This window comes from Streptomyces justiciae, assembly GCF_015163075.1.
Taxonomy (GTDB): Bacteria; Actinomycetota; Actinomycetes; order Streptomycetales; family Streptomycetaceae; genus Streptomyces; species Streptomyces justiciae.
This window is the reverse complement of the sequence record NZ_JADDXU010000003.1, coordinates 263040-281705: the sequence shown is the minus strand read 5'-3', so window position 1 is coordinate 281705 and position 18666 is coordinate 263040. Positions and strand designations below refer to the sequence as shown.

Annotated in this window: 17 protein-coding genes; 7 read left to right on the top strand and 10 right to left on the bottom strand. The window is 70.2% G+C overall.

The genetic code is table 11. The features are described from left to right. Nucleotides 1–38 precede the first annotated feature (38 nt). Entirely contained in the window at nucleotides 39–2015 is a 1977-nt protein-coding gene (locus tag IQ210_RS09600; protein WP_194078459.1) for a fibronectin type III domain-containing protein, read from the bottom strand. 296 nt (nucleotides 2016–2311) lie between these two features. Here IQ210_RS09600 and IQ210_RS09595 point away from each other — a divergent pair, with 296 nt between their 5' ends. Next, a complete protein-coding gene (locus IQ210_RS09595) occupies nucleotides 2312–3418 on the top strand; it encodes a sugar ABC transporter substrate-binding protein (protein WP_194078458.1) in 1107 nt (368 codons plus the stop codon). On the opposite strand, the gene IQ210_RS09590 is transcribed toward IQ210_RS09595, so the two are convergent. From IQ210_RS09590 to IQ210_RS09575, 4 genes are all read right to left on the bottom strand, one after another. Then, complete coding sequence (locus IQ210_RS09590; protein ID WP_194078457.1) at nucleotides 3405–3950, bottom strand: DUF4352 domain-containing protein; 546 nt, start codon at nucleotides 3948–3950, stop codon at nucleotides 3405–3407. The genes IQ210_RS09595 and IQ210_RS09590 overlap by 14 nt on opposite strands. A 66-nt stretch (nucleotides 3951–4016) precedes the next feature. Beyond that, the gene (locus IQ210_RS09585) at nucleotides 4017–4859 is read right to left on the bottom strand and encodes a transglutaminase family protein (RefSeq protein ID WP_194078456.1); all 843 of its coding nucleotides are present in this window, start codon (nucleotides 4857–4859) and stop codon (nucleotides 4017–4019) included. Between the two features lie 4 nt (nucleotides 4860–4863). After that, the gene (locus IQ210_RS09580) at nucleotides 4864–5796 is read right to left on the bottom strand and encodes an alpha-E domain-containing protein (RefSeq protein ID WP_194078455.1); all 933 of its coding nucleotides are present in this window, start codon (nucleotides 5794–5796) and stop codon (nucleotides 4864–4866) included. Then, a complete protein-coding gene (locus tag IQ210_RS09575) occupies nucleotides 5793–7337 on the bottom strand; it encodes a circularly permuted type 2 ATP-grasp protein (RefSeq protein ID WP_194078454.1) in 1545 nt (514 codons plus the stop codon). The genes IQ210_RS09580 and IQ210_RS09575 overlap by 4 nt, the downstream gene beginning before the upstream one ends. Nucleotides 7338–7642: 305 nt before the next feature. Here IQ210_RS09575 and IQ210_RS09570 point away from each other — a divergent pair, with 305 nt between their 5' ends. Further along, nucleotides 7643–8707 (top strand): helix-turn-helix transcriptional regulator, encoded by a 1065-nt coding sequence (locus tag IQ210_RS09570; RefSeq protein WP_194078453.1) that lies wholly within the window; start codon nucleotides 7643–7645, stop codon nucleotides 8705–8707. Here the strand turns inward: IQ210_RS09570 and IQ210_RS09565 are convergent. Continuing rightward, on the bottom strand, nucleotides 8670–9647 hold the full coding sequence (locus IQ210_RS09565) for a helix-turn-helix transcriptional regulator (RefSeq protein ID WP_194078452.1): 978 nt from the start codon (nucleotides 9645–9647) through the stop codon (nucleotides 8670–8672). The two genes, IQ210_RS09570 and IQ210_RS09565, sit on opposite strands and share 38 nt — an antisense overlap. Further along, complete coding sequence (locus tag IQ210_RS09560; RefSeq protein WP_194078451.1) at nucleotides 9644–10663, bottom strand: helix-turn-helix domain-containing protein; 1020 nt, start codon at nucleotides 10661–10663, stop codon at nucleotides 9644–9646. Before IQ210_RS09560 ends, IQ210_RS09565 begins: the two co-directional genes overlap by 4 nt. Nucleotides 10664–10778: 115 nt before the next feature. On the opposite strand from IQ210_RS09560, the gene IQ210_RS09555 reads away from it, so the two are divergent. Both IQ210_RS09555 and IQ210_RS09550 read left to right on the top strand, forming a co-directional pair. Further along, the gene (locus IQ210_RS09555; protein WP_194078450.1) at nucleotides 10779–11015 is read left to right on the top strand and encodes a hypothetical protein; all 237 of its coding nucleotides are present in this window, start codon (nucleotides 10779–10781) and stop codon (nucleotides 11013–11015) included. Then, nucleotides 11012–11347: a Rieske (2Fe-2S) protein gene (locus tag IQ210_RS09550; protein WP_059194145.1), complete on the top strand. Its 336-nt coding sequence runs from the start codon at nucleotides 11012–11014 to the stop codon at nucleotides 11345–11347. Before IQ210_RS09555 ends, IQ210_RS09550 begins: the two co-directional genes overlap by 4 nt. Nucleotides 11348–11510: 163 nt before the next feature. Here IQ210_RS09550 and IQ210_RS09545 read toward each other — a convergent pair whose 3' ends face one another. Next, entirely contained in the window at nucleotides 11511–11927 is a 417-nt protein-coding gene (locus tag IQ210_RS09545; protein WP_194078449.1) for a pyridoxamine 5'-phosphate oxidase family protein, read from the bottom strand. A gap of 159 nt (nucleotides 11928–12086) precedes the next feature. Here IQ210_RS09545 and clpB point away from each other — a divergent pair, with 159 nt between their 5' ends. Beyond that, nucleotides 12087–14684, top strand: a complete 2598-nt coding sequence (clpB, locus tag IQ210_RS09540) for an ATP-dependent chaperone ClpB (protein WP_194078448.1) — start codon at nucleotides 12087–12089, stop codon at nucleotides 14682–14684. Nucleotides 14685–14810: 126 nt separating this feature from the next. Beyond that, nucleotides 14811–15350, top strand: a complete 540-nt coding sequence (locus tag IQ210_RS09535) for a YbjN domain-containing protein (protein WP_194078447.1) — start codon at nucleotides 14811–14813, stop codon at nucleotides 15348–15350. Between the two features lie 14 nt (nucleotides 15351–15364). Here the strand turns inward: IQ210_RS09535 and IQ210_RS09530 are convergent, their stop codons facing one another. Together IQ210_RS09530 and IQ210_RS09525 are read right to left on the bottom strand one after the other, a co-directional pair. After that, complete coding sequence (locus IQ210_RS09530; protein ID WP_407699688.1) at nucleotides 15365–16555, bottom strand: hypothetical protein; 1191 nt, start codon at nucleotides 16553–16555, stop codon at nucleotides 15365–15367. Between the two features lie 71 nt (nucleotides 16556–16626). Further along, nucleotides 16627–17832: a pyridoxal phosphate-dependent aminotransferase gene (locus IQ210_RS09525; protein ID WP_194078446.1), complete on the bottom strand. Its 1206-nt coding sequence runs from the start codon at nucleotides 17830–17832 to the stop codon at nucleotides 16627–16629. A gap of 251 nt (nucleotides 17833–18083) precedes the next feature. On the opposite strand from IQ210_RS09525, the gene IQ210_RS09520 reads away from it, so the two are divergent. Beyond that, entirely contained in the window at nucleotides 18084–18512 is a 429-nt protein-coding gene (locus IQ210_RS09520; protein WP_194078445.1) for a hypothetical protein, read from the top strand. Nucleotides 18513–18666 lie beyond the last annotated feature (154 nt).

The window sequence follows — 18666 nt, the reverse complement described above, 5'->3', positions numbered from 1 at the left end:
CAGGACCGGTGAGACGGGGCGTTGGTTGTACGGGCAGGTCAGGTGAACATCCAGGTGCCCACCGGCGCGGACTCGGTGCCGTCCGGGTAGACGGCCGTGATCTTGTAGAAGACCGTGGAGCCGGAGGGCGCAGTCGGGTCGGTGAACCAGTAGTCGGCGGTGTCCTGGGTGTCGAACTGCGCGACGTACTCACGCGCGGAGTTGTCCCACCGGTAGACACGGAACTTGGCCGCGGTGCCGTACGTGTCCGCGGACTGGTCGTAGGAGATGTGGATCTCGCCCTGCGCGTTGCCCGTGGTGAGGATGTCCGAGTGCTCGGCGTACACCATGTCGGGCTTCATCAGGAACTCGTTGACCGCGACGTAGGCCACGGAGTCGAGGTCGAGGGCGTTGCCGGCCGCGTCGACGGCGATGACCTTGTAGCGCAGGTTCTGGTCGTCGGGGAGGTTGGGGTCCCGGTTCTCGGACTGCGTCGAGCCGTACACCAGGCTGTCGGTGATGTTCGTGTACGTCCAGGAGCCGCCGTCGGTCTCCTCGGCGCGGTAGACCTCGTAGTGGTCGAAGTCCTCGGCCGTGCTGTCGTCCCAGTCGAGGAGGATGCCGTTCGCGGCGGACTTCGCGGTCAGGCCGGTGACCGCGCCGGGCGCCGTGCGGTCGGTGTGCGTGACAGAGACGGCGGCCGAGGCGGGGCCCAGGTTGTGGTCGTCGTCCTCGGCGCGGACGTAGTAGCTGTACGTCTCGCCGAACTCGACGTCACGGTCCACGAACTCGCCGGTCGCGTCGCCGATGTAGTAACCGTCGCGGTAGACCTCGAAGCCGGCGAGGTCGGCGTCCTGGTCCCGGTTCCAGGACCAGGTGAGGGTGACCCCGTCCGGGCCGTCGGTGGCCTTGAGATCGGTCGGGACGAAGACCGGCGCCGTCTCGTCGTACGTCTCGAACTCGGCGGTACCGGAGACGGCCGACTCGTTGCCGTGCGTGTCGACGGCCGTGACGACGTAGTAGTACCAGTCGCCGGTCGGCGCCGGAGTGTCCTGGAAGTAGGCGCTGGTGGGGGAGCCCACCAGGTTCGCGGCGGTGGGCGCGACGGGCTTGGACGTGGACCGGTACACCCGGTAACCGGCGATGTCCGCCTCGGTGTTGCCGTCCCAGCGCAGCGTCACCTTGTCCACCATGCCGACGCCCCAGTTGTCCTCCACGCCGGCGGGCGCGGCGGGGGCCGTGGTGTCGAGTGTGGTCACGCCCTGGTCGGCGGTGCCACCGGAGACGTTGCCGGCCTTGTCGTAGGCGCGGACCTCGTAGTAGTACGTCTCGCCTGTCGCCGGCGGGGTGTCGGTGTACGAGGTCCCGGTGGTCGTCGCGAGCGGGGTGCTGCCGAAGGAGGTGCCCTTCAGGCGGCGGTAGACGCGGTAGCCCGCGAGGTCCATCTCCTTGTTCTTCGCCCAGGTGAGCTTGGCCTTGCCCGTTGCCGCGTCGTACGACACCGAAGTGCCGGTCGGGGTGAGGGGCTTGACCTTGTCGATGGTCGCCGAGGTGCGGGGCGTGTAGGCGAATTTCACCTTCGCGCTGCCGGTCCAGTTGACGTAGTCGACGCGGAGGGTGTGCTTGCCGGACGGGACGGTGACGTTGACGGTCTTGGAGACGGTCGTCGACGTGTTCTTCCACAGGTCGATCTTGCGTACGCCGTCGACGTAGACCCGTATCCCGTCGAGTCCGGAGGCGGCGAGGGAGAACGGCCCACCGGAGCCGAAGTCGCGGGTGACCGACCAACGCACACCGAAGTTGTTCGACGGCAGTCCGGTGACCGGGGCGCCGGTCCAGGTCTGGTCGATGGTGGTGTCGCAGTCCGTCTTCTTCGGGGTGCCGGAGAAGGTGGTGTTCGCGAAGAACTGCCGCTTGAACACCGGCGACGTGCAGGTCGTCGCGGCGGAGGCGGGGGCTGCGGTCGTGGTGAGGAGACCGCCGGTCACGGCGAGCACGGCGGCGGACGTGATCGTCGTACGTCTGGCTGGGTTCATTCGATCCTCTGAGCGGATGGGGAACGGTCGGCGGAAGCCGTCGTGATCACGACTCGTGAGGAATGGAGTTGGTTGTACGGATCTTTGCCTTCGCCGGGGCTCCTCTTGAATGGAGGGTCCGTAAAGGGCGTTTGGGGATGGTTCCGCGAGTTCTTCACAGTCCGTGCGGAGAGTGGCGTTGCGCACTCGTTAAGTGGTTCCGCTTGACGCTGGGGGGCGGGGCCGCGTTGGCTTTTCAGTCATCTGGGTCGCAAAGCTGCGCCCGCGTCCGGAAGGCACCAGAAGTGAGCTCCCCAATGCGTCGTACCGCCATATGCATGGCCGCGTCCTCGATGGCCCTGTCGCTGACCGCCTGCGGGGCCCTGGGTGTGTCGGGGGACAGCGCGGACGCGAGTCCGACCAAGGGCAACGACGTCACCGTGGGCGTGCTGATGCCGGAGACGACGAACACCCGCTACGAGGACTTCGACTACCCGATCATCCAGAAGAAGGTCGCGGAGCTCACCAAGAAGGAAGGCCGGACCGTCTACGCCAACGGCGAGGCGGACGCCAAGAAGCAGGCGGGCCAGATGCAGAAGATGATCGACGACAAGGTCGACGTCATCCTGCTGGACGCCGTGGACTCGCACGCCATCGCCCCCATGGTGAAGAAGGCCAAGTCCGCCGGCATCCCGGTCATCGCCTACGACCGGCTCGCCGAGGGCCCCATCGACGCCTACGTCTCCTTCGACAACGAGCTCGTCGGCGAGGTGCAGGGCCGCACGTTGGTCGAGTCGCTGGGCTCGGGCGTCGACAGCTCCGACAAGATCGTCATGCTCAACGGCTCGCCCTCCGACCCGAACGCCGGACAGTTCAAGGCGGGCGCGCTCTCCGAGCTCACCGGCAAGGTGACGATCTCCGAGACGTACGACGTGGACGGCTGGAAGCCGGCCGTCGCGAAGAAGGACATGGCCGCCGCGATCTCCTCGATCGGCAAGGACAACATCGCCGCCGTCTACTCCGCCAACGACGCCATGGCCGGCGCCGCCATCGAGGCGATGGAGGAGGCCGGCATGACCGACCTGCCGCCCATCACCGGGCAGGATGCCGAACTGGCCGCCGTGCAGCGGATCGTCGCCGGCGAGCAGTACATGAGCGTCTACAAGTCCTACCCGCTGGAGGCCGAGGCCGCCGCCGAGATGGCCGTGGCGAAGATCCAGGGCAAGGACATCCTGTTCGACTCGCTCACCCAGGACCGCGTCGACAGCCCCACCGACAAGGAGATCCCGGCCCAGCTGGTGTCGGTGTCCGCGCTGACGCAGTCCAACATCAAGAGCACGGTCGTCGCGGACGGCATCTACACCGTGAAGCAGATCTGCACCGCGAAGTTCGCCTCCGCCTGCGCCCAGATCAAGTTGAACTAGCGGTCGGTGCGGCGGGCGTCATCGGGATGAACACCCCGTCCGGCGCCCGTCCGATCGGCTTGGTGCTCGTGAAGCTGGACGGGTCGTTGTCGCCGGACACCCTCAGGCCGGTGACCTTCGCGCCCTTCGGGACGTCGTACCAGAGTTCGACCTCCATGAGGGTGTGGCCGCCGAGCCGCACCTTCTCCGACTGGCGGCGCACCGCCATCGCGAAGGAGTCGGGCCGGGACCGGTCCCCGGTGACGCCCGCGATGCGCTGCCGGGCCGACTCGTAGGTGTGGTAGTTCGGGTCGTTGTTCTCCACCCGCAGCCGTGCGGCGCAGAACTGTCCCTCGGGCGGGGCGTCCGCGTGGGAGCCCGTGACGCCCGTGATCCCGCAGCGCAGGGTCAGCAGGGTGAAGGTGAGATGCCCGTCCTTGTGCGGCTTCGGGGCCGTGCTGCCGGGGTCGTCGCCGTCGTCGCCGCAGCCGGCGACGAGCAGCAGGGCGGTCAGGGACAGTGCCATGAGCCTGATCGGGCGCGCTGTCGGCATGACGGCGATTGTGCGCCCTTCGCCCCGGAAAGGGGAGAAGGGCGACACGAGTCGCTCCGGGGGCGGTCACGCCACCCGCGTGAACTCCACCGTCACCTCCGGCGGCCCGCCGGGCACGCCCCGGTAGATGCCCTTGTGCGGGGTCACGTCGTCGTAGTCCCGGCCGCGGCCGACCACGACGTGCGACTCGTCGGCGCGGGTCCGGTTCGTCGGGTCGTAGCCGCACCAGTCGCCGGCCCAGTACTCGATCCAGGCGTGGCTCTGTCCCGCGACCGGGCGGTGGAGCTCCGCCTCCCGCTCGGGGTGGAGGTAGCCGGAGACGTACCGGGTCGGCAGGCCCAGGCCGCGCAGCAGGGCGATGGTGAGGTGGGCGATGTCCTGGCAGACGCCGGCGCCCTGTTCCCAGGCCTCGGTCGCGGAGGTGTTCACGCCCGTGGCGCCGGGGAGGTAGGTGACCCGGTCGGCGACCAGGGCGGAGACCGCGACGGCCGTGGCATGCGGGTCGAGGCCGGCGGCGGCCTTGCGTGCCTTCTTGAGGAGCTTCGCGGGGACGGTCGTACGGGCTGTCGGGCCCGCGAACTCCAACAGGCGGGAACTCGCCGTACTTTCCGACAGTTCCGCCCAGGACGGCGGCTCGGGCAGGGGGTCCGGCGGGGCCGTCTCCACCAGGCTGGAGGCCGTGATGGTGAGGTCGCCGTGCGGGTCGAGGAGGTCGAAGCCGGTGACCTGGGTGCCCCAGTAGTCCCAGTACGACCAGGTGGACGTCGCGGGGCTGACGGTGACCCGGGAGTCCAGGGTGGTCTGGCCCGGCAGGGTCAGCGGGGTCATCCGGACCTCGTTGTGGGAGGACGCCGCGGGCTGGGCGTACGACACCCGCGTGACGTGCTTGATCCTCAGGCGGCGCGCCATCTGCTCACGCCCCTTCCTGGGCCCAGATCACGGGCCCCTGGTACGGGAAGAACCGCTCCGCGACCGCCTCCGCCGAGGCCATGCAGGCCTGTTGCAGGTCGCCTAGGAGGGCGGGGAGCTGGTCCTGGAGGGCGGTCAGGTCGAGGTACTCCAGACGGGTGCGCAGGCGTCCGATGGGGCGGCGGGCCGGGTCCTGGCGGGGGCGGCCGAGGGCGCTGAGGCACTCCTCGGCGGTGGTCAGCGCGTGCAGTGCGGAGCGCGGGAAGTCCCGGTCCAGGAGCAGGAATTCGGCCACGCGCGCGTTGTCGCCGAAACCGCTGTGCACGCGCGCGTACGCCTCGTCGGCGCCGGACGCGCTCAGCAGCGTCGTCCAGTCCGGCGCGTGGGCGGCGTCCAGCACGCGTACCGACAGCAGCCGTACGGTCATGTCCACCCGCTCCAGGCTCCGCCCGAGCACCACGAACCGCCAGCTGTCGTCCCGGCTCATGGTGGAGTCGGCGAGCCCGAAGAACAGCGCGGCACGGGCCCGTACGAGCTCCAGATAGGCGTAGGGGCCGGTACGGCGGGCCGCGCGGCGCTGGTCGGCGAGGGCGTGCCAGGTGGAGTTGAGGCACTCCCACATCTCCGAGGAGACGGCCTCGCGGGCGCTGCGGGCGTTGAGGCGGGCGGCGCCGAGCGCGCCCTCGATGGAGCAGGTGGAGCGGGAGTCGAAGGCGAGCTGGTCGAGGACCTGCTGCATGTCGACGCGTTCGGGGCCCGCGTCGACGCCGAGGATCGCGTACAGCGACCGGCAGGCCGCGTCCTCGTCGCGCCAGGGGTCCTCCAGCATGCGGTGGAGGTAGGCGTCGAGGATGCGGCCGGTGGCGTCCGCCCGTTCGACATAGCGGCCGGTCCAGGTCAGTGCCTCGGCTATCCGGGAGAGGATCACGTCGCTCACTGCTGCTGCGCCCCTTCCTCCACGAAGGTGGGGTTGCCGTCGGGACCGAGCTGGCGGGGTGCGACCTCGGGGAGTCCGTCGGCGCTCGGCACCTCCGGATGTTCGGCCGGGCCCTCGGCGAGTACCCAGGTGTCCTTGGAGCCGCCGCCCTGGCTGGAGTTGACGATCAGGTTGCCCTCCTGGAGGGCGACCCGGGTGAGGCCGCCGGGCAGCACCCAGACATCGTTGCCGTCGTTGACGGCGAACGGCCTGAGGTCGATGTGGCGCGGTGCCATCCGCTCTCCGGCGAGGGTGGGGGAGGTGGACAGGGCGACGGGCCGCTGGGCGATGAAGCCGCGCGGGTCCGCGACGACGGCTTCCCGGGTCCGGCGCAGGGTCTCGGCGTCGGCCTTGGGCCCGATGACGATGCCCTGCCCGCCCGCCCCGTCCACCGGCTTGATGACGAGCTGGTCGATCTGGTCGAGGACGGCGTCGAGCTGACCGGGCTCGTCGGGCCGGAAGGACTCCACGTTAGGGAGAATCGGTTCCTCTCCGAGGTAGTACCGGATGAGGTCGGGGACGTAGGTGTAGAGCAGCTTGTCGTCGGCGATGCCGTTGCCGACGGCGTTGGCGAGGGTGACGTTCCCGGCCATCGCGGCGCTCATGATGCCGGGGCAGCCGATGACCGAGTCGGGCCGGAAGTGCAGCGGGTCGAGGAAGTCGTCGTCGAGGCGCCGGTATACGACATGCACCGGCACCTCGCCGCGCGTGGTCCGCATCCACACCCGGTTGCCCCGGCACACCAGGTCGTGCCCCTCGACCAGCTGCACGCCCATCAGCCGGGCCAGCAGGGCGTGTTCGAAGTACGCCGCGTTGCTCGGCCCTGGGGTGAGGACGACGACGCGGGGGTCGTCGGCCCCGTCCGGAGCGGCTTTCCGTAGCGCGGCGAGCAGCTTCTGCGCGTACCCGTCCACCGGCAGCACGTGCTGCTCGGCGAAGAGGGAGGGGAAGATCCGGGTCATGGCCCGCCGGTTCTCGATGACGTACGAGACCCCGCTGGGCACCCGCACGTTGTCCTCCAGGACCCGGAAGTCACCGGCCTCGTCCCGTACGAGGTCGATGCCGGCGACGTGGATGCGCACCCCGCCGGGTGGTTCGACCCCGTGTGCCACCCGGTGGAAGTGGGGGGAGTTGAGGAGCAGCCGCCAGGGCACGACACCGTCCTCGAAGGCCCGGCAGTGCCCGTAGGCGTCGCCGAGATAGGCCTCCAGGGCCCGCACCCGCTGGGCGACCCCCCGTTGTATGAGATCCCACTCCAGCGCGTCGAGAATCCTCGGTACGAGGTCCAGCGGCCAGGGCCGTTCCTCGCCCGCGAAGGCGTAGGTCACGCCCCGGTCGGTGAACGCCCGGGCCATCTGGTCGGCGCGGAAGCGCAGTTCACTCGGCTCGATCGGCTGAAGTGCCGCCAGCACCGGCTCATAGGCGGTCCTGACCTCACCCGGCCGCACAAACATCTCGTCCCACGCGTCGGCCAACGCGTACGCGTCAAATATGTCCGCCATGAGGGGACGTTAGATGCGGTGCGTAACGCGGCGATCACCGGCGGATTTCCGGCAGCTCACGCGGAGAAACGGATTCCGCCGGGTGTGCGACGGGTACGGAGGGGGACCATCAGCTTGTTGCAGGGCGGCGCTCGGAGGCCCGACGATAGCGGGGTAAATCAGTGGTTTCCCTCGGTCACACCGGGACGAGCCGTGTTGCGGAGCTGGTCTGGTCCGCGCATAGTTGCGGAGCCGTAGGGGTGTGCCTGTGCCACGAGCGCGCGCACGCCGGGCACAAGAGGCTGGAACCGGGGGTGGGCTGGGCGATGGCCGGGCACGGGACGGACGAGCATCCACACGGTGCTGACCGACTGTGCGAGGCCGGGGATCGCGTGTATTCCCGGGCCGTACGGCGGGGCCGGGTGCCGCGCGAGGACGCGGAGCCGGTGCCGTGCCTGCTGGAGCTGGCCCTGCTGCACCCCGACCCGGACGACATGGACTGGCTGGTCCCCACCTCCCCGCAGGAAGTCATGACCCGGCTGCTGCGCGGGGTCTACGACGAGGTCAGCGCGAGTCAACGCCGGATGGGCTCGGCGGTGGCCGCGTTCGAGTGGTACGCGGGGCTCGGCTCGCAGCTGTCGTCGTCGGCGATGGCGGACCGCTCGGCGATCCGGGTCCTCGACGGGCTGTCCCGTATCCAGGCGGCGATGGACGAGGCGACGCAGGCGTGCACGACGGAGGTGCTGACGGTCCAGCCCGGCGGCATCCGCCCCGAGCACGAACTGACCGAGGGCCTGCACCGGGCGCTGGCGCTGCGGGCGAGGGGCGTGCGCATGCGGGACCTCTACACCCACGTCGCCCGCCACGGCCAGGGCCTGCTGAACTACCTGGAACTGATGGGCGACGCGGTCCAGGCCCGCACCCTCGACGAGGTCATCGACCGGCTGATCCTCTTCGACCGCACGGTGGCGTTCATCCCGGCGAACGCGGACCGCACGCTGGCGCTGGAACTCCGCCACCCGGCGCTGGTGGGCTTCCTGGCGACGGTCTTCGAACGCCTGTGGCGGCTGGCGATCCCCCTGACCGCCCCGCTGCCCGACACCGGCATCGAGGGCATCTCCAACCGGGAGCAGTCGATCGCGGCGCTGCTCGCGGAGGGCCACCAGGACGCGGTGATCGCGGAACGGCTGGGCATAAGCGTCCGCACCTGCCGAGCCCACATCGCCCGCCTGTCGGAGACCCTGGGCGCGGCGAGCCGCACGCAACTCGGGGTCCGGATCGCCCAGGTGGGCCTGGACGGCCCGCCACGCCCCACCGGCGCAGGCGGCGCCGGGGGCGCCGGGGGCGGCGCCCTCACGATCCCTGATCAAGAATCCCGGAGCGTCCGATGAGATAACCGAGCTGCGCCCGGCTCTCACTGCCGAGAGTCGCGGCGAGCTTGGCGATGTGCTCACGGGCGGTGCGCACGTTGAGACCGAGACGGTCGGCTATGACGGCGTCGGTGTGGCCTTCTATGAGGAGGGCGGCTATGGCGCGTTGGCGGGCGGTGACGCCGTTGAGCGTGGGCTGCTGGACCGCCTGGGGGTGCATGGGGGTGGCGAGGCGCCAGAGGCGGTCGAAGGTGGTGGCCAGGTAGGTCACCAGGGGAGGGTGGCGGACCTCCACGGCCAGGGTGCGTTCGGCGTTGGCCGGGACGAGGGCGACCGCGCGGTCCAGCACGATGAGGCGGTCGGGGACCTCGTCGAGCGTGCGGACCTCGACGTCGCCGACGAGGAGCTCGTAGTGCGCGAGTACGGCCGGGTCGTGCCGCGTGGTGTGCTGGTACAGGGTGCGCATACGGCCGCCACGGGAGAGCAACTGCTGCTCCAGGGGCAGGGCGACGGCGAGCGCGGAGACGGGACGCTTGCCGCCCGGCTGGATCGTCAGCACCTCCTGCGAGCACTGGCGCATGGCGCGTCCGATAGCGTCCTTGATCCGGTCGAGGCCGCTCAACAGGGTGAAACCGGTGGTGTCCACGCTGCCGTTGTCCCGCTCGGCAAGGGCCAGCAGCGGTTCGAACGCCTCGGCCAGCCGGGTCTCGGCGCGGCGCCGGCGGGCGATGTCCTCGGCGATGCCGCGCAGCAGCCGGGGCAGGGCCACGGCCGGGGGGACAGGCCGCAGCCGATGCGGATCGTCGAGGTCGGGGCGGAGCAGTCCGGCACGGAGCACACAGGGCACGGCGTCCGCCTCGCGCTCCGGGACGCCGCCGTTCGCCAGGGCGCGGCCGTAGAGTTCCAGCCCCGCCGCGCACAGCTCCTCCACACCGTGCTCCGGGTGCGGCGCCGACGTCACTCGTCCGCTCCCTCCTGCTTCAGGATGCCCGACTCCGCGATGAGGTAGCCGAGTTGGGCGCGGCTGCCGCTGCCCAGCGCCGAGGCGAGCTTGGCGATGTGGGCCCGGCAGGTGCGGACGTTCATCCCGAGGCGCCGCGCGATCGCCTCGTCGACATGGCCCTCGACGAGGAGCTTGGCGATGGAGTGCTGGATGTCCGTGATGCCGTCGGGGGCGGTCTCGTAGGGCGCGCCGGCGCTCAGCGGCACCGCGCGGCCCCACATGAACTCGAAGACCTTGATCAGATAGCGGACGAGCCCCGGGTGCCGGAGTTCGAGGGCGACCTCCCCGTCGTCCCGCGTCGGGATGAACGCCACGGTCTCGTCGCAGATGATCAGCCGCTCCACGAGTTCGTCGATGGTGCGGTACTCGACCTTGCCGTCGGTGAACTGGGCGACGTAGGCCAGGGTTTCCGGGCTGTAGCGGGCGGGGTGCTGGTAGAGGGTGCGGATGCGGCAGCCCCGGTCTATCAACGGCCGGTCGCGGTCCAGGGCCTTGGTCAGGGTGTGCTCGAGGCGGCGGCGGCTCGGCTGGACGGTGAGCATCTCGTTCTGGCATTGGGCGGTGGCCAGATCCAGCGCCGCGTTGATCCGGTCGAGCCCCTCCAGCACCGTGATCGAGTGCGTGGTTCCGGCCGACTGGGCGCTGAGCGTCATGAACGGCTCGAAAGCTTCGGCGAGTTCGATCGACTGCCGGCGCCGCTGGGTGATCTCGTCCTCGATCGGATTGAGCCGCTGCGCCAGGGCGATCGACGGGGGAACCGGGCGCAGCCAGTTCGCGTCGTCGGGGTCGGGATGGAGGAGGGCGAACTCCATCAGGCACGGGGCAGGCTCGACGTCCGCACGGGCGATACGACCAGTGCGGAGAGCGTTCCCGTAGAGACGGCGACCGTCCTCGCACAGCTCGGTCACCGTGTGAGGATGTGTCTGCTTAGTCTCATTTATTGCCAAATCTCCACCCCCCAGGGTCCTGAACATGCAGGAACATGATGCACCGATTGTGTGGCCATGACGTGCCGGAATGGGCCATCGTCGTATTCAGCGGGGGAGAGGTGACCTTCAAATGAGGACGAAGCCGACTATGCATAAGAGAATGCTTCGCTCGGTGCTTGCCGCCGCCTTCTCCACCGTTGTGGCCATCGGGGCGCTGAGCGGCCTTGCGGGGACGAAGGGCGATGTCCAGGCGGACAGCAGCTGGCGTACGACGACAACGACCGTTGCGGCCCCGAAGGACAGCAGCTGGATCATCGCGGCGAGCGGAGATCCGGCCACCGTGCCCGGGGACAGTTCCTGGTCCGTTGACGACAGCAGCTGGGCCGAGCAGCTATGACCACTCCCCCCGACGACCGCTCCTTCCGTCGTGAAATGGCCACGGCCTATCGCTCCGGCTGGCACTTCATCGACCTGGTCACCGCGATCCCCCACTCCGGCGACTCGTTGATGGTGACCGTCTTCGGCGAGCCGGTCGTCGTCACCCGCGACGACGACGAGGACGTGCGGGCGTACCGGTGTCTGCGGCGGCCTCGGGGGGCGCCGCAGCCTGTGCGGTGTGCCATTCGGTACGGAATGATCTTTGTGAACCTCGACCAACGAGACCATCGGCTGGTGGAACCGGAATCCCCCACCCCACGGACCATCTCAGCCACCCCCCGCAGTGCCTGACGCGATTCCCCCGTCGTAACAGATCGCTCAGGCGCTTCCCCCCGCAGCGGCGTCACCGTGACCTGAACACGGTGACGCCGCTGCAGTTTCCGGGGACATTTCCGGGTATCGACCCTTTCTGGCCGTGGCTGAAAATCGCCAACGGTGCTCGTGAGGCCGCCGCTCAACCGCGCCCCAGCGCCCGCGTCAGCTCGATCTCGATCACCACCCGGGACGGATTCGGCGACGGCGTGCGCTCATAGCGTTCCGCGTACCGCCGCTCGGCCTCCGCCACCCGCTCCGGTTCGGTCCTCACCCGCGCCCGCCCCTCCAGCGTCGCCCACCGCCGCCCGGCCACCTGGCACACCGCGACCAGGGCCCCGGAAGGGCCCGCCGCCAGCACGTGCCCCACCTTCGCGCTCGACTTGTTCGTGATCACCCGAGCGAGTCGCGCCTCCGGGTCGTATGTCACTCCGACCGGCACCACGTGCGGGCTGCCGTCCGGGCGCAGGGTCGTCAGGGTGCACAGGTGCCGCTCCCGCCAGAAGCTGAGGTAGAGCGGGTCCGGTGCGCCGGGGTCCTGGGTGTACGTCGTCGCCATGCCCCGGAACTTAACCCCGGCAGGAGGGGAACCCGGTCCCCGACCCCTCCCGGACCGCACCTTGAGCGGAATAGACTCAACTTTGTGTACGTTGACTGAATCAGTCCAAGGAGAGTCAACGACACCCGGGTCATCGACACCGAGGAGGAGCACGAGAACGTGGACGCCGAGCTGACCAACCGGAGCCGGGACGCGATCAACGCGGCCGAGAAGCGCGCCGCCGCCGAGGGCCACCCCGACCTCACCCCCGCCCACCTGCTGCTGGCTCTGCTTCAGGGGCAGGACAACGAGAACATCGTCGACCTGCTCGCCGCCGTCGAGGCCGACCTCGCCGCCGTCCGCGCCGGCGCGGAGAAGATCCTCGCCGGGCTCCCCAGCGTGACCGGCTCCACCGTCGCGCCCCCGCAGCCCAGCCGCGAACTGCTCGCCGTCGTCAACGACGCCGCGACCCGCGCCAAGGACCTCGGCGACGAGTACCTCTCCACCGAGCACCTCCTCATCGGCACCGCCGCCAAGGGCGGCCAGGCTGGGGACGTACTCTCCTCGCAGGGGGCCGACGCCAGGAAGTTGCAGGACGCCTTCCAGAAGGCGAGGGGAGGGAGAAGGGTGACCACCGCCGACCCCGAGGGCTCCTACAAGGCCCTGGAGAAGTTCGGTACCGACTTCACCGCCGCCGCGCGCGAGGGCAAGCTCGACCCCGTCATCGGGCGCGATCAGGAGATCCGGCGGGTCGTTCAGGTGCTGTCCCGCCGTACCAAGAACAACCCCGTCCTCATCGGTGAGCCCGGTGTCGGCAAGACCGCCGTCGTCGAAGGGCTCGCCCAGCGGATCGTCAAGGGAGACGTGCCGGAGTCGCTGAAGAACAAGCGGCTCGTCGCCCTCGACCTCGGTGCGATGGTCGCCGGCGCGAAGTACCGCGGTGAGTTCGAGGAGCGGCTCAAGACCGTCCTCGCCGAGATCAAGGACTCCGACGGCCAGATCATCACCTTCATCGACGAGCTGCACACCGTCGTGGGGGCCGGCGCGGGTGGGGATTCCGCCATGGACGCCGGGAACATGCTCAAGCCCATGCTCGCTCGCGGCGAGCTGCGCATGGTCGGCGCGACGACCCTCGACGAATACCGCGAGCGGATCGAGAAGGACCCGGCCCTGGAGCGCCGCTTCCAGCAGGTGCTGGTCGCCGAGCCGACCGTCGAGGACACCATCGCCATCCTGCGCGGACTGAAGGGGCGGTACGAGGCCCACCACAAGGTCCAGATCGCCGACAGCGCGCTGGTCGCGGCCGCCACCCTCTCCGACCGCTACATCACCTCCCGCTTCCTCCCCGACAAGGCCATCGACCTCGTCGACGAGTCCGCGTCCCGGCTCCGCATGGAGATCGACTCGTCCCCCGTCGAGATCGACGAACTCCAGCGCTCCGTCGACCGGTTGAAGATGGAGGAGCTGGCCCTGGAGAAGGAGACCGACCCGGCCTCCCGCGAACGCCTGGAGAAGCTGCGCCGCGACCTCGCCGACAAGGAGGAGGAGCTGAGGGGCCTCACCGCCCGCTGGGAGAAGGAGAAGCAGTCCCTCAACCGCGTCGGTGAACTCAAGGAAAAGCTCGACGACTTGCGCGGCCAGGCCGAACGCGCCCAGCGCGACGGCGACTTCGACACCGCCAGCAAGCTGCTGTACGGCGAGATCCCCACCCTGGAACGGGACTTGGAGGAAGCCTCCGAGGCCGAGGAAGAGGCCGCCAAGGACACCATGGTCAAGGAGGAGGTCGGCTCCGACGACATCGCCGACGTCGTCGCCGCCTGGACCGGCATCCCGGCCGGGCGTCTCCTGGAGGGCGAGACCCAGAAACTCCTGCGCATGGAGGAGGAGTTGGGCCGCAGGCTGATCGGCCAGACGGAGGCGGTCCAGGCGGTCTCGGACGCCGTACGCCGCACCCGCGCCGGCATCGCCGACCCCGACCGCCCGACCGGCTCCTTCCTCTTCCTCGGCCCCACCGGCGTCGGCAAGACCGAACTCGCCAAGGCCCTCGCCGACTTCCTCTTCGACGACGAGCGGGCGATGGTTCGCATCGACATGTCGGAGTACGGCGAGAAGCACAGCGTCGCCCGCCTGGTCGGCGCGCCCCCCGGCTACGTCGGCTACGAGGAGGGCGGCCAGCTGACGGAGGCGGTGCGCAGGCGGCCGTACAGCGTGGTGTTGCTGGACGAGGTGGAGAAGGCCCACCCGGAGGTCTTCGACGTCCTGCTCCAGGTGCTGGACGACGGCCGGCTCACCGACGGCCAGGGCCGCACGGTCGACTTCCGCAACACGATCCTGGTGCTGACCTCGAACCTGGGCAGCCAGTTCCTGGTGGACCCGCTCACCACCGAGCAGGAGAAGAAGGAGCAGGTCCTGGAGGTGGTCCGCACCGCCTTCAAGCCGGAGTTCCTGAACCGCCTGGACGACCTGGTCGTCTTCTCGGCCCTGTCGAAGGACGAGCTGAGCCGCATCGCCCGCCTCCAGATCGACCGCCTGGCCAAGCGCCTCGCGGAACGCCGCCTCACCCTGGAGGTCAGCGACGAGGCCCTGGCCTGGCTCGCGGACGAGGGCATGGACCCGGCCTACGGCGCCCGCCCCCTGCGCCGCCTGGTCCAGACCGCCATCGGCGACCGCCTCGCCAAGGAGATCCTCTCCGGCGAGATCAAGGACGGCGACACGGTCAGGGTGGACACTTTCGGAGACGGCCTGCTCGTGGGCCCGGCGACGGGCAAGACGCTCTGACCCTGGGTACCCGGACCCCCGGCGACCGGATCAAGTCAGCCCACGGCTGACAGACCCCGCCGGGGGTTGCCACCCCCCTCCCCGCATGGGGGAGGATGGCGGAATCCGTACGAAGGGAAAATCACGGTGACCATCGACCCGTCCTCGATTCCGAACTTCGGGGGCCAGCCCGAGCCGCAGCCCCAAGGACCGGCGGGCCCCGTCGTCCCGGATCAGGACCTCGTGAAGCAGCTCCTGGAGCAGATGGAGCTGAAGTACGTCGTTGACGAAGAGGGTGACCTCGCGGCGCCGTGGGAGCAGTTCCGTACGTATTTCATGTTCCGGGGTGAGGGTGACCAGCAGGTCTTCTCCGTCCGGACGTTCTACGACCGGCCCCACAAGATCGACGAGAAGCCGCAGCTGCTCGAGTCCATCGACGACTGGAACCGCCGCACCCTGTGGCCCAAGCTCTACACGCACACCCACGACGACGGCACCGTCCGCCTCATCGGCGAGGCGCAGATGCTGATCGGCACCGGGGTGAGCCTGGAGCACTTCGTGTCGTCGACGGTCAGCTGGGTGCGGGCCGCGATCGAGTTCGACAAGTGGCTCGTGGAGCAGCTCGGCCTGGAGCAGGAGATCAACGACGCCGAGAAGCCCGAGGGTGACGCCGACGGCGACGAGTAGGAGCTGAACATCCGCTACAGCGGCGTATCCGCCAGTACGACCAGATACGCCCCGTAGGCGAACGAGAGCCCGGCCAGGGCACCGGTCACCACGACCGCGTGCCAGGGCCGGGCTCTCGCCGTGCGGACCAGCGCCCGGGCCAGCGGGAGCAGCAGCGGGAACGCGGGGAGCAGGAAGCGCGGCTTGGACTCGAAGAAACCCGAGCCGCCGAGGGTGATCAGCAGGAGTACGGCGGTGTGGACGGCGAGCGGGAGTGGGGGGCGGTCCAGGAGGAGCAGGGCGTACAGGAGGACCGCCGCGGCGACGATCAGCAGCGTCATCGGGAAGACCAGGCGGTCGCCCTGGAGGATCAGGTGGCGGGTGAAGCGGAGTGATCCGTGGCCGAAGTCGAAGCTGGAGCCCCAGCCGCGCTGCACCGCGAAGTAGCCGCCGAGCAGGTCGCCCTTGCGATGGCCGACCCAGACGACGTACGCCGACCAGCCGAGCGGGGCGAGCGCCGCGCCCGTCCACAGGCTGTGGGTAACTTTTCCGCCCCGCCTGAGGGTCCGGAAGATCTCGTACGCCGCCGTCGCCAGCACCGCCACCGCCACCGCGAACCCGTTCGGCCGGGCCAGCCCCCCGAGCGCGGCCAGCGTGCCCGCCCACAGCCAGCGGCCGGTGAGCACGGCGTACAGCGACCAGGCGGCGAACGCGGTCAGGACGGGTTCCGTGTACGCCATCGACAGCACGACCGAATGCGGCAACAGGGCCCAGAGGAGGACGAGAGCGGTGCCTACGGCCCGGCCGTGCAGGCGTACGCCGATCGCGTAGATGCCGCACGCCGCCACCGCCGCCGCCGTCCACGAGACCAGCAGGCCCGCCGCGCCGCCGCCCAGCGGGCTGACCGCGGTCACCGCGCGCACCAGCGCCGGGTAGAGCGGGAAGAAGGCGAGGTCGCTGTAGACGACGCCGGGGCGGATGTGGAGGGTGTGGCCGTAGCCGTGCGCGGCGATGCCCAGGTACCAGCGGGAGTCCCAGGACCGGCCGAGCAGCGTGAGCGGGTGGTGGCCGGTGGCCCAGGCGGTCGCGGCGAGCACCGCAAGCCCGGTGAGCCGGGCGGCGGCGAACAGGCCGAGCGCCACCGCCATGGGATGGCGCGGCGTGCTGCGTTCGGCGGTGCCGGGCTGTGTGACGGTGGGCGGCGCGAGCGTGCTGACATGGGTCACATCAGCACATTGCATAAGAATTCAGGCATAAGCGAGCATCATGCGCCCAGTGTCTGACCGCCCGGGTCGCGTCAGCCCGCTAGCCCCTTGAGGCGCTTGACCGCCTCCTCCAGCACTCCCGTCTGCTTGCAGAACGCGAACCGTACGAAGGGCGCGCCCGCCTCCCGGTGGTCGTAGAAGACCGCGTTGGGGATGGCGACCACCCCGGCCCGTTCCGGCAGCGCGCGGCAGAAGGCGAAGCCGTCGCCCTCTTGAGACAGCACAGCGCCGAGGGGGCGGATGTCGGTGGTGATGAAGTAGGTGCCGGCGGTCCGGAACACCCCGAAGCCCGCCTCCGCCAGGCCGCTCGCGAGCAGGTCGCGCTTGGCGAGCATGTCCGCGCGGAAGGCCTCGTAGTAGCTGTCCGGCAGTGCGAGGGCCTCGGCGACCGCGTACTGGAAGGGGCCCGAGGCGACGTACGTCAGGAACTGCTTCGCCGAGCGCACCGCGCTGACCAGCGACGGCGAGCCGGTCACCCAGCCGACCTTCCAGCCGGTGAAGGAGAAGGTCTTGCCGGCCGAGCCGATCGTGACCGTGCGGTCCCGCATGCCGGGGAAGGTCGCGAGGGGGATGTGCTCGGCGTCGTCGAAGACCAGGTGCTCGTACACCTCGTCGGTGACGACCAGGAGGTCCCGTTCGACCGCCAGTTCGGCGATCGCGGTGAGCTCCTCGCGGGTGAGGACCGTGCCGGTGGGGTTGTGCGGGGTGTTGATCAGCAGCAGCCGGGTCCGGTCCGTCACCGCCGCGCGCAGCTCGTCGAGGTCGAGGCGGAAGCTGTCGCCGTCCGGGCGCAGGGTGACCGGGACGCGGGTGCCGCCCGCCATGGCGATGCAGGCCGCGTAGGAGTCGTAGTACGGCTCGAAGGCGATGACCTCGTCGCCGGGCTCCAACAGCGCCAGCAGCGATGCGGCGATCGCCTCCGTGGCGCCCGCCGTGACCAGCACCTCCGTGTCAGGGTCGTACGACAGTGCGTACCGCCGCTGCTGGTGCGCGGCGATCGCGGTGCGCAGCTCGGGGACGCCGGGGCCCGGCGGGTACTGGTTGCCGCGTCCGTCGCGCAGCGCCCGCACGGCCGCCTCCCGGATCTCCTCGGGGCCGTCCGTGTCGGGGAAGCCCTGGCCGAGGTTGATCGAGCCGGTCTGCACGGCGAGCGCGGACATCTCGGCGAAGATCGTCGTCCCGAACTCGGCGAGCCGGCGGTTGAGGTGCGGGCGTGCGGTGGAGGTCATGCCGGTCATCCTGCGCCCAAGCTCTGGACTTCCTCAACTCTGCTTTGGCTGATGAGACGCCGGGGCATCTCCCTCGCACGCAGGACCCGAGGCGCCCACGGGGGGTCGTCTCGGGGGACACGGAAGGAGGGTGACGCCATGGTCTTCGGCATCATCCTGGCAGTGGTGTTCATCGGGTTCGTGGTCCTCGTCATCGCGAGGGCGAGCAGTGGGAGCTCGCACGGGGTGCGGGCGGGCCGGCGCGGCGGCAGCCGCAGCTGGTGGGCGGACGGGGGGTCCAGCAGCGGCGGTTCGTCGTGCGGCTCGTCGTCGTCCTCGTCCTGTGGTTCCTCCTCGTCCTGCGGGGGCGGCTCGTCGTGTGGCGGCGGGTCGTCCTGTGGTGGCGGGGGCGGTTGCGGCGGCGGCAGCTGACGCGGGCCGCGGCCGGGTCGCCGGAAGGCGGGGACGGCATGTCCATGTTTCTCGGGATCACTCTGCTGGTCCTCTACACGGCCCTGCTCGGGGTGGGGATCGTCGCGCAGCGCCGCCGGGGGAACCGGGGCTCGTCCCGGTCGGGCGGCGGCAGCGGCGGCGACACCAGCGGCAACAGCTGGGCGGACGGAGGGGGTGACAGCGGCGGCTCGTCGTGTGGCGGCGGGTCGTCCTGTGGAGGAGGCGGTGGGGGCGGCTGCGGTGGGGGAGGCAGCTGAGCCCCTTGACCGCAGCCGGACGAGCCGGGCCCGCACGGGGGTGGGGCCCGGCTTTTCGTGCCCGGCGTGCGGATGCCCCGGCGTACGCCCTGGCGGGCCCGGCGTGCGCCGTAGTTGAACAGTTGAACTGTGGAGCCCTCTGAGGGATGGAAAC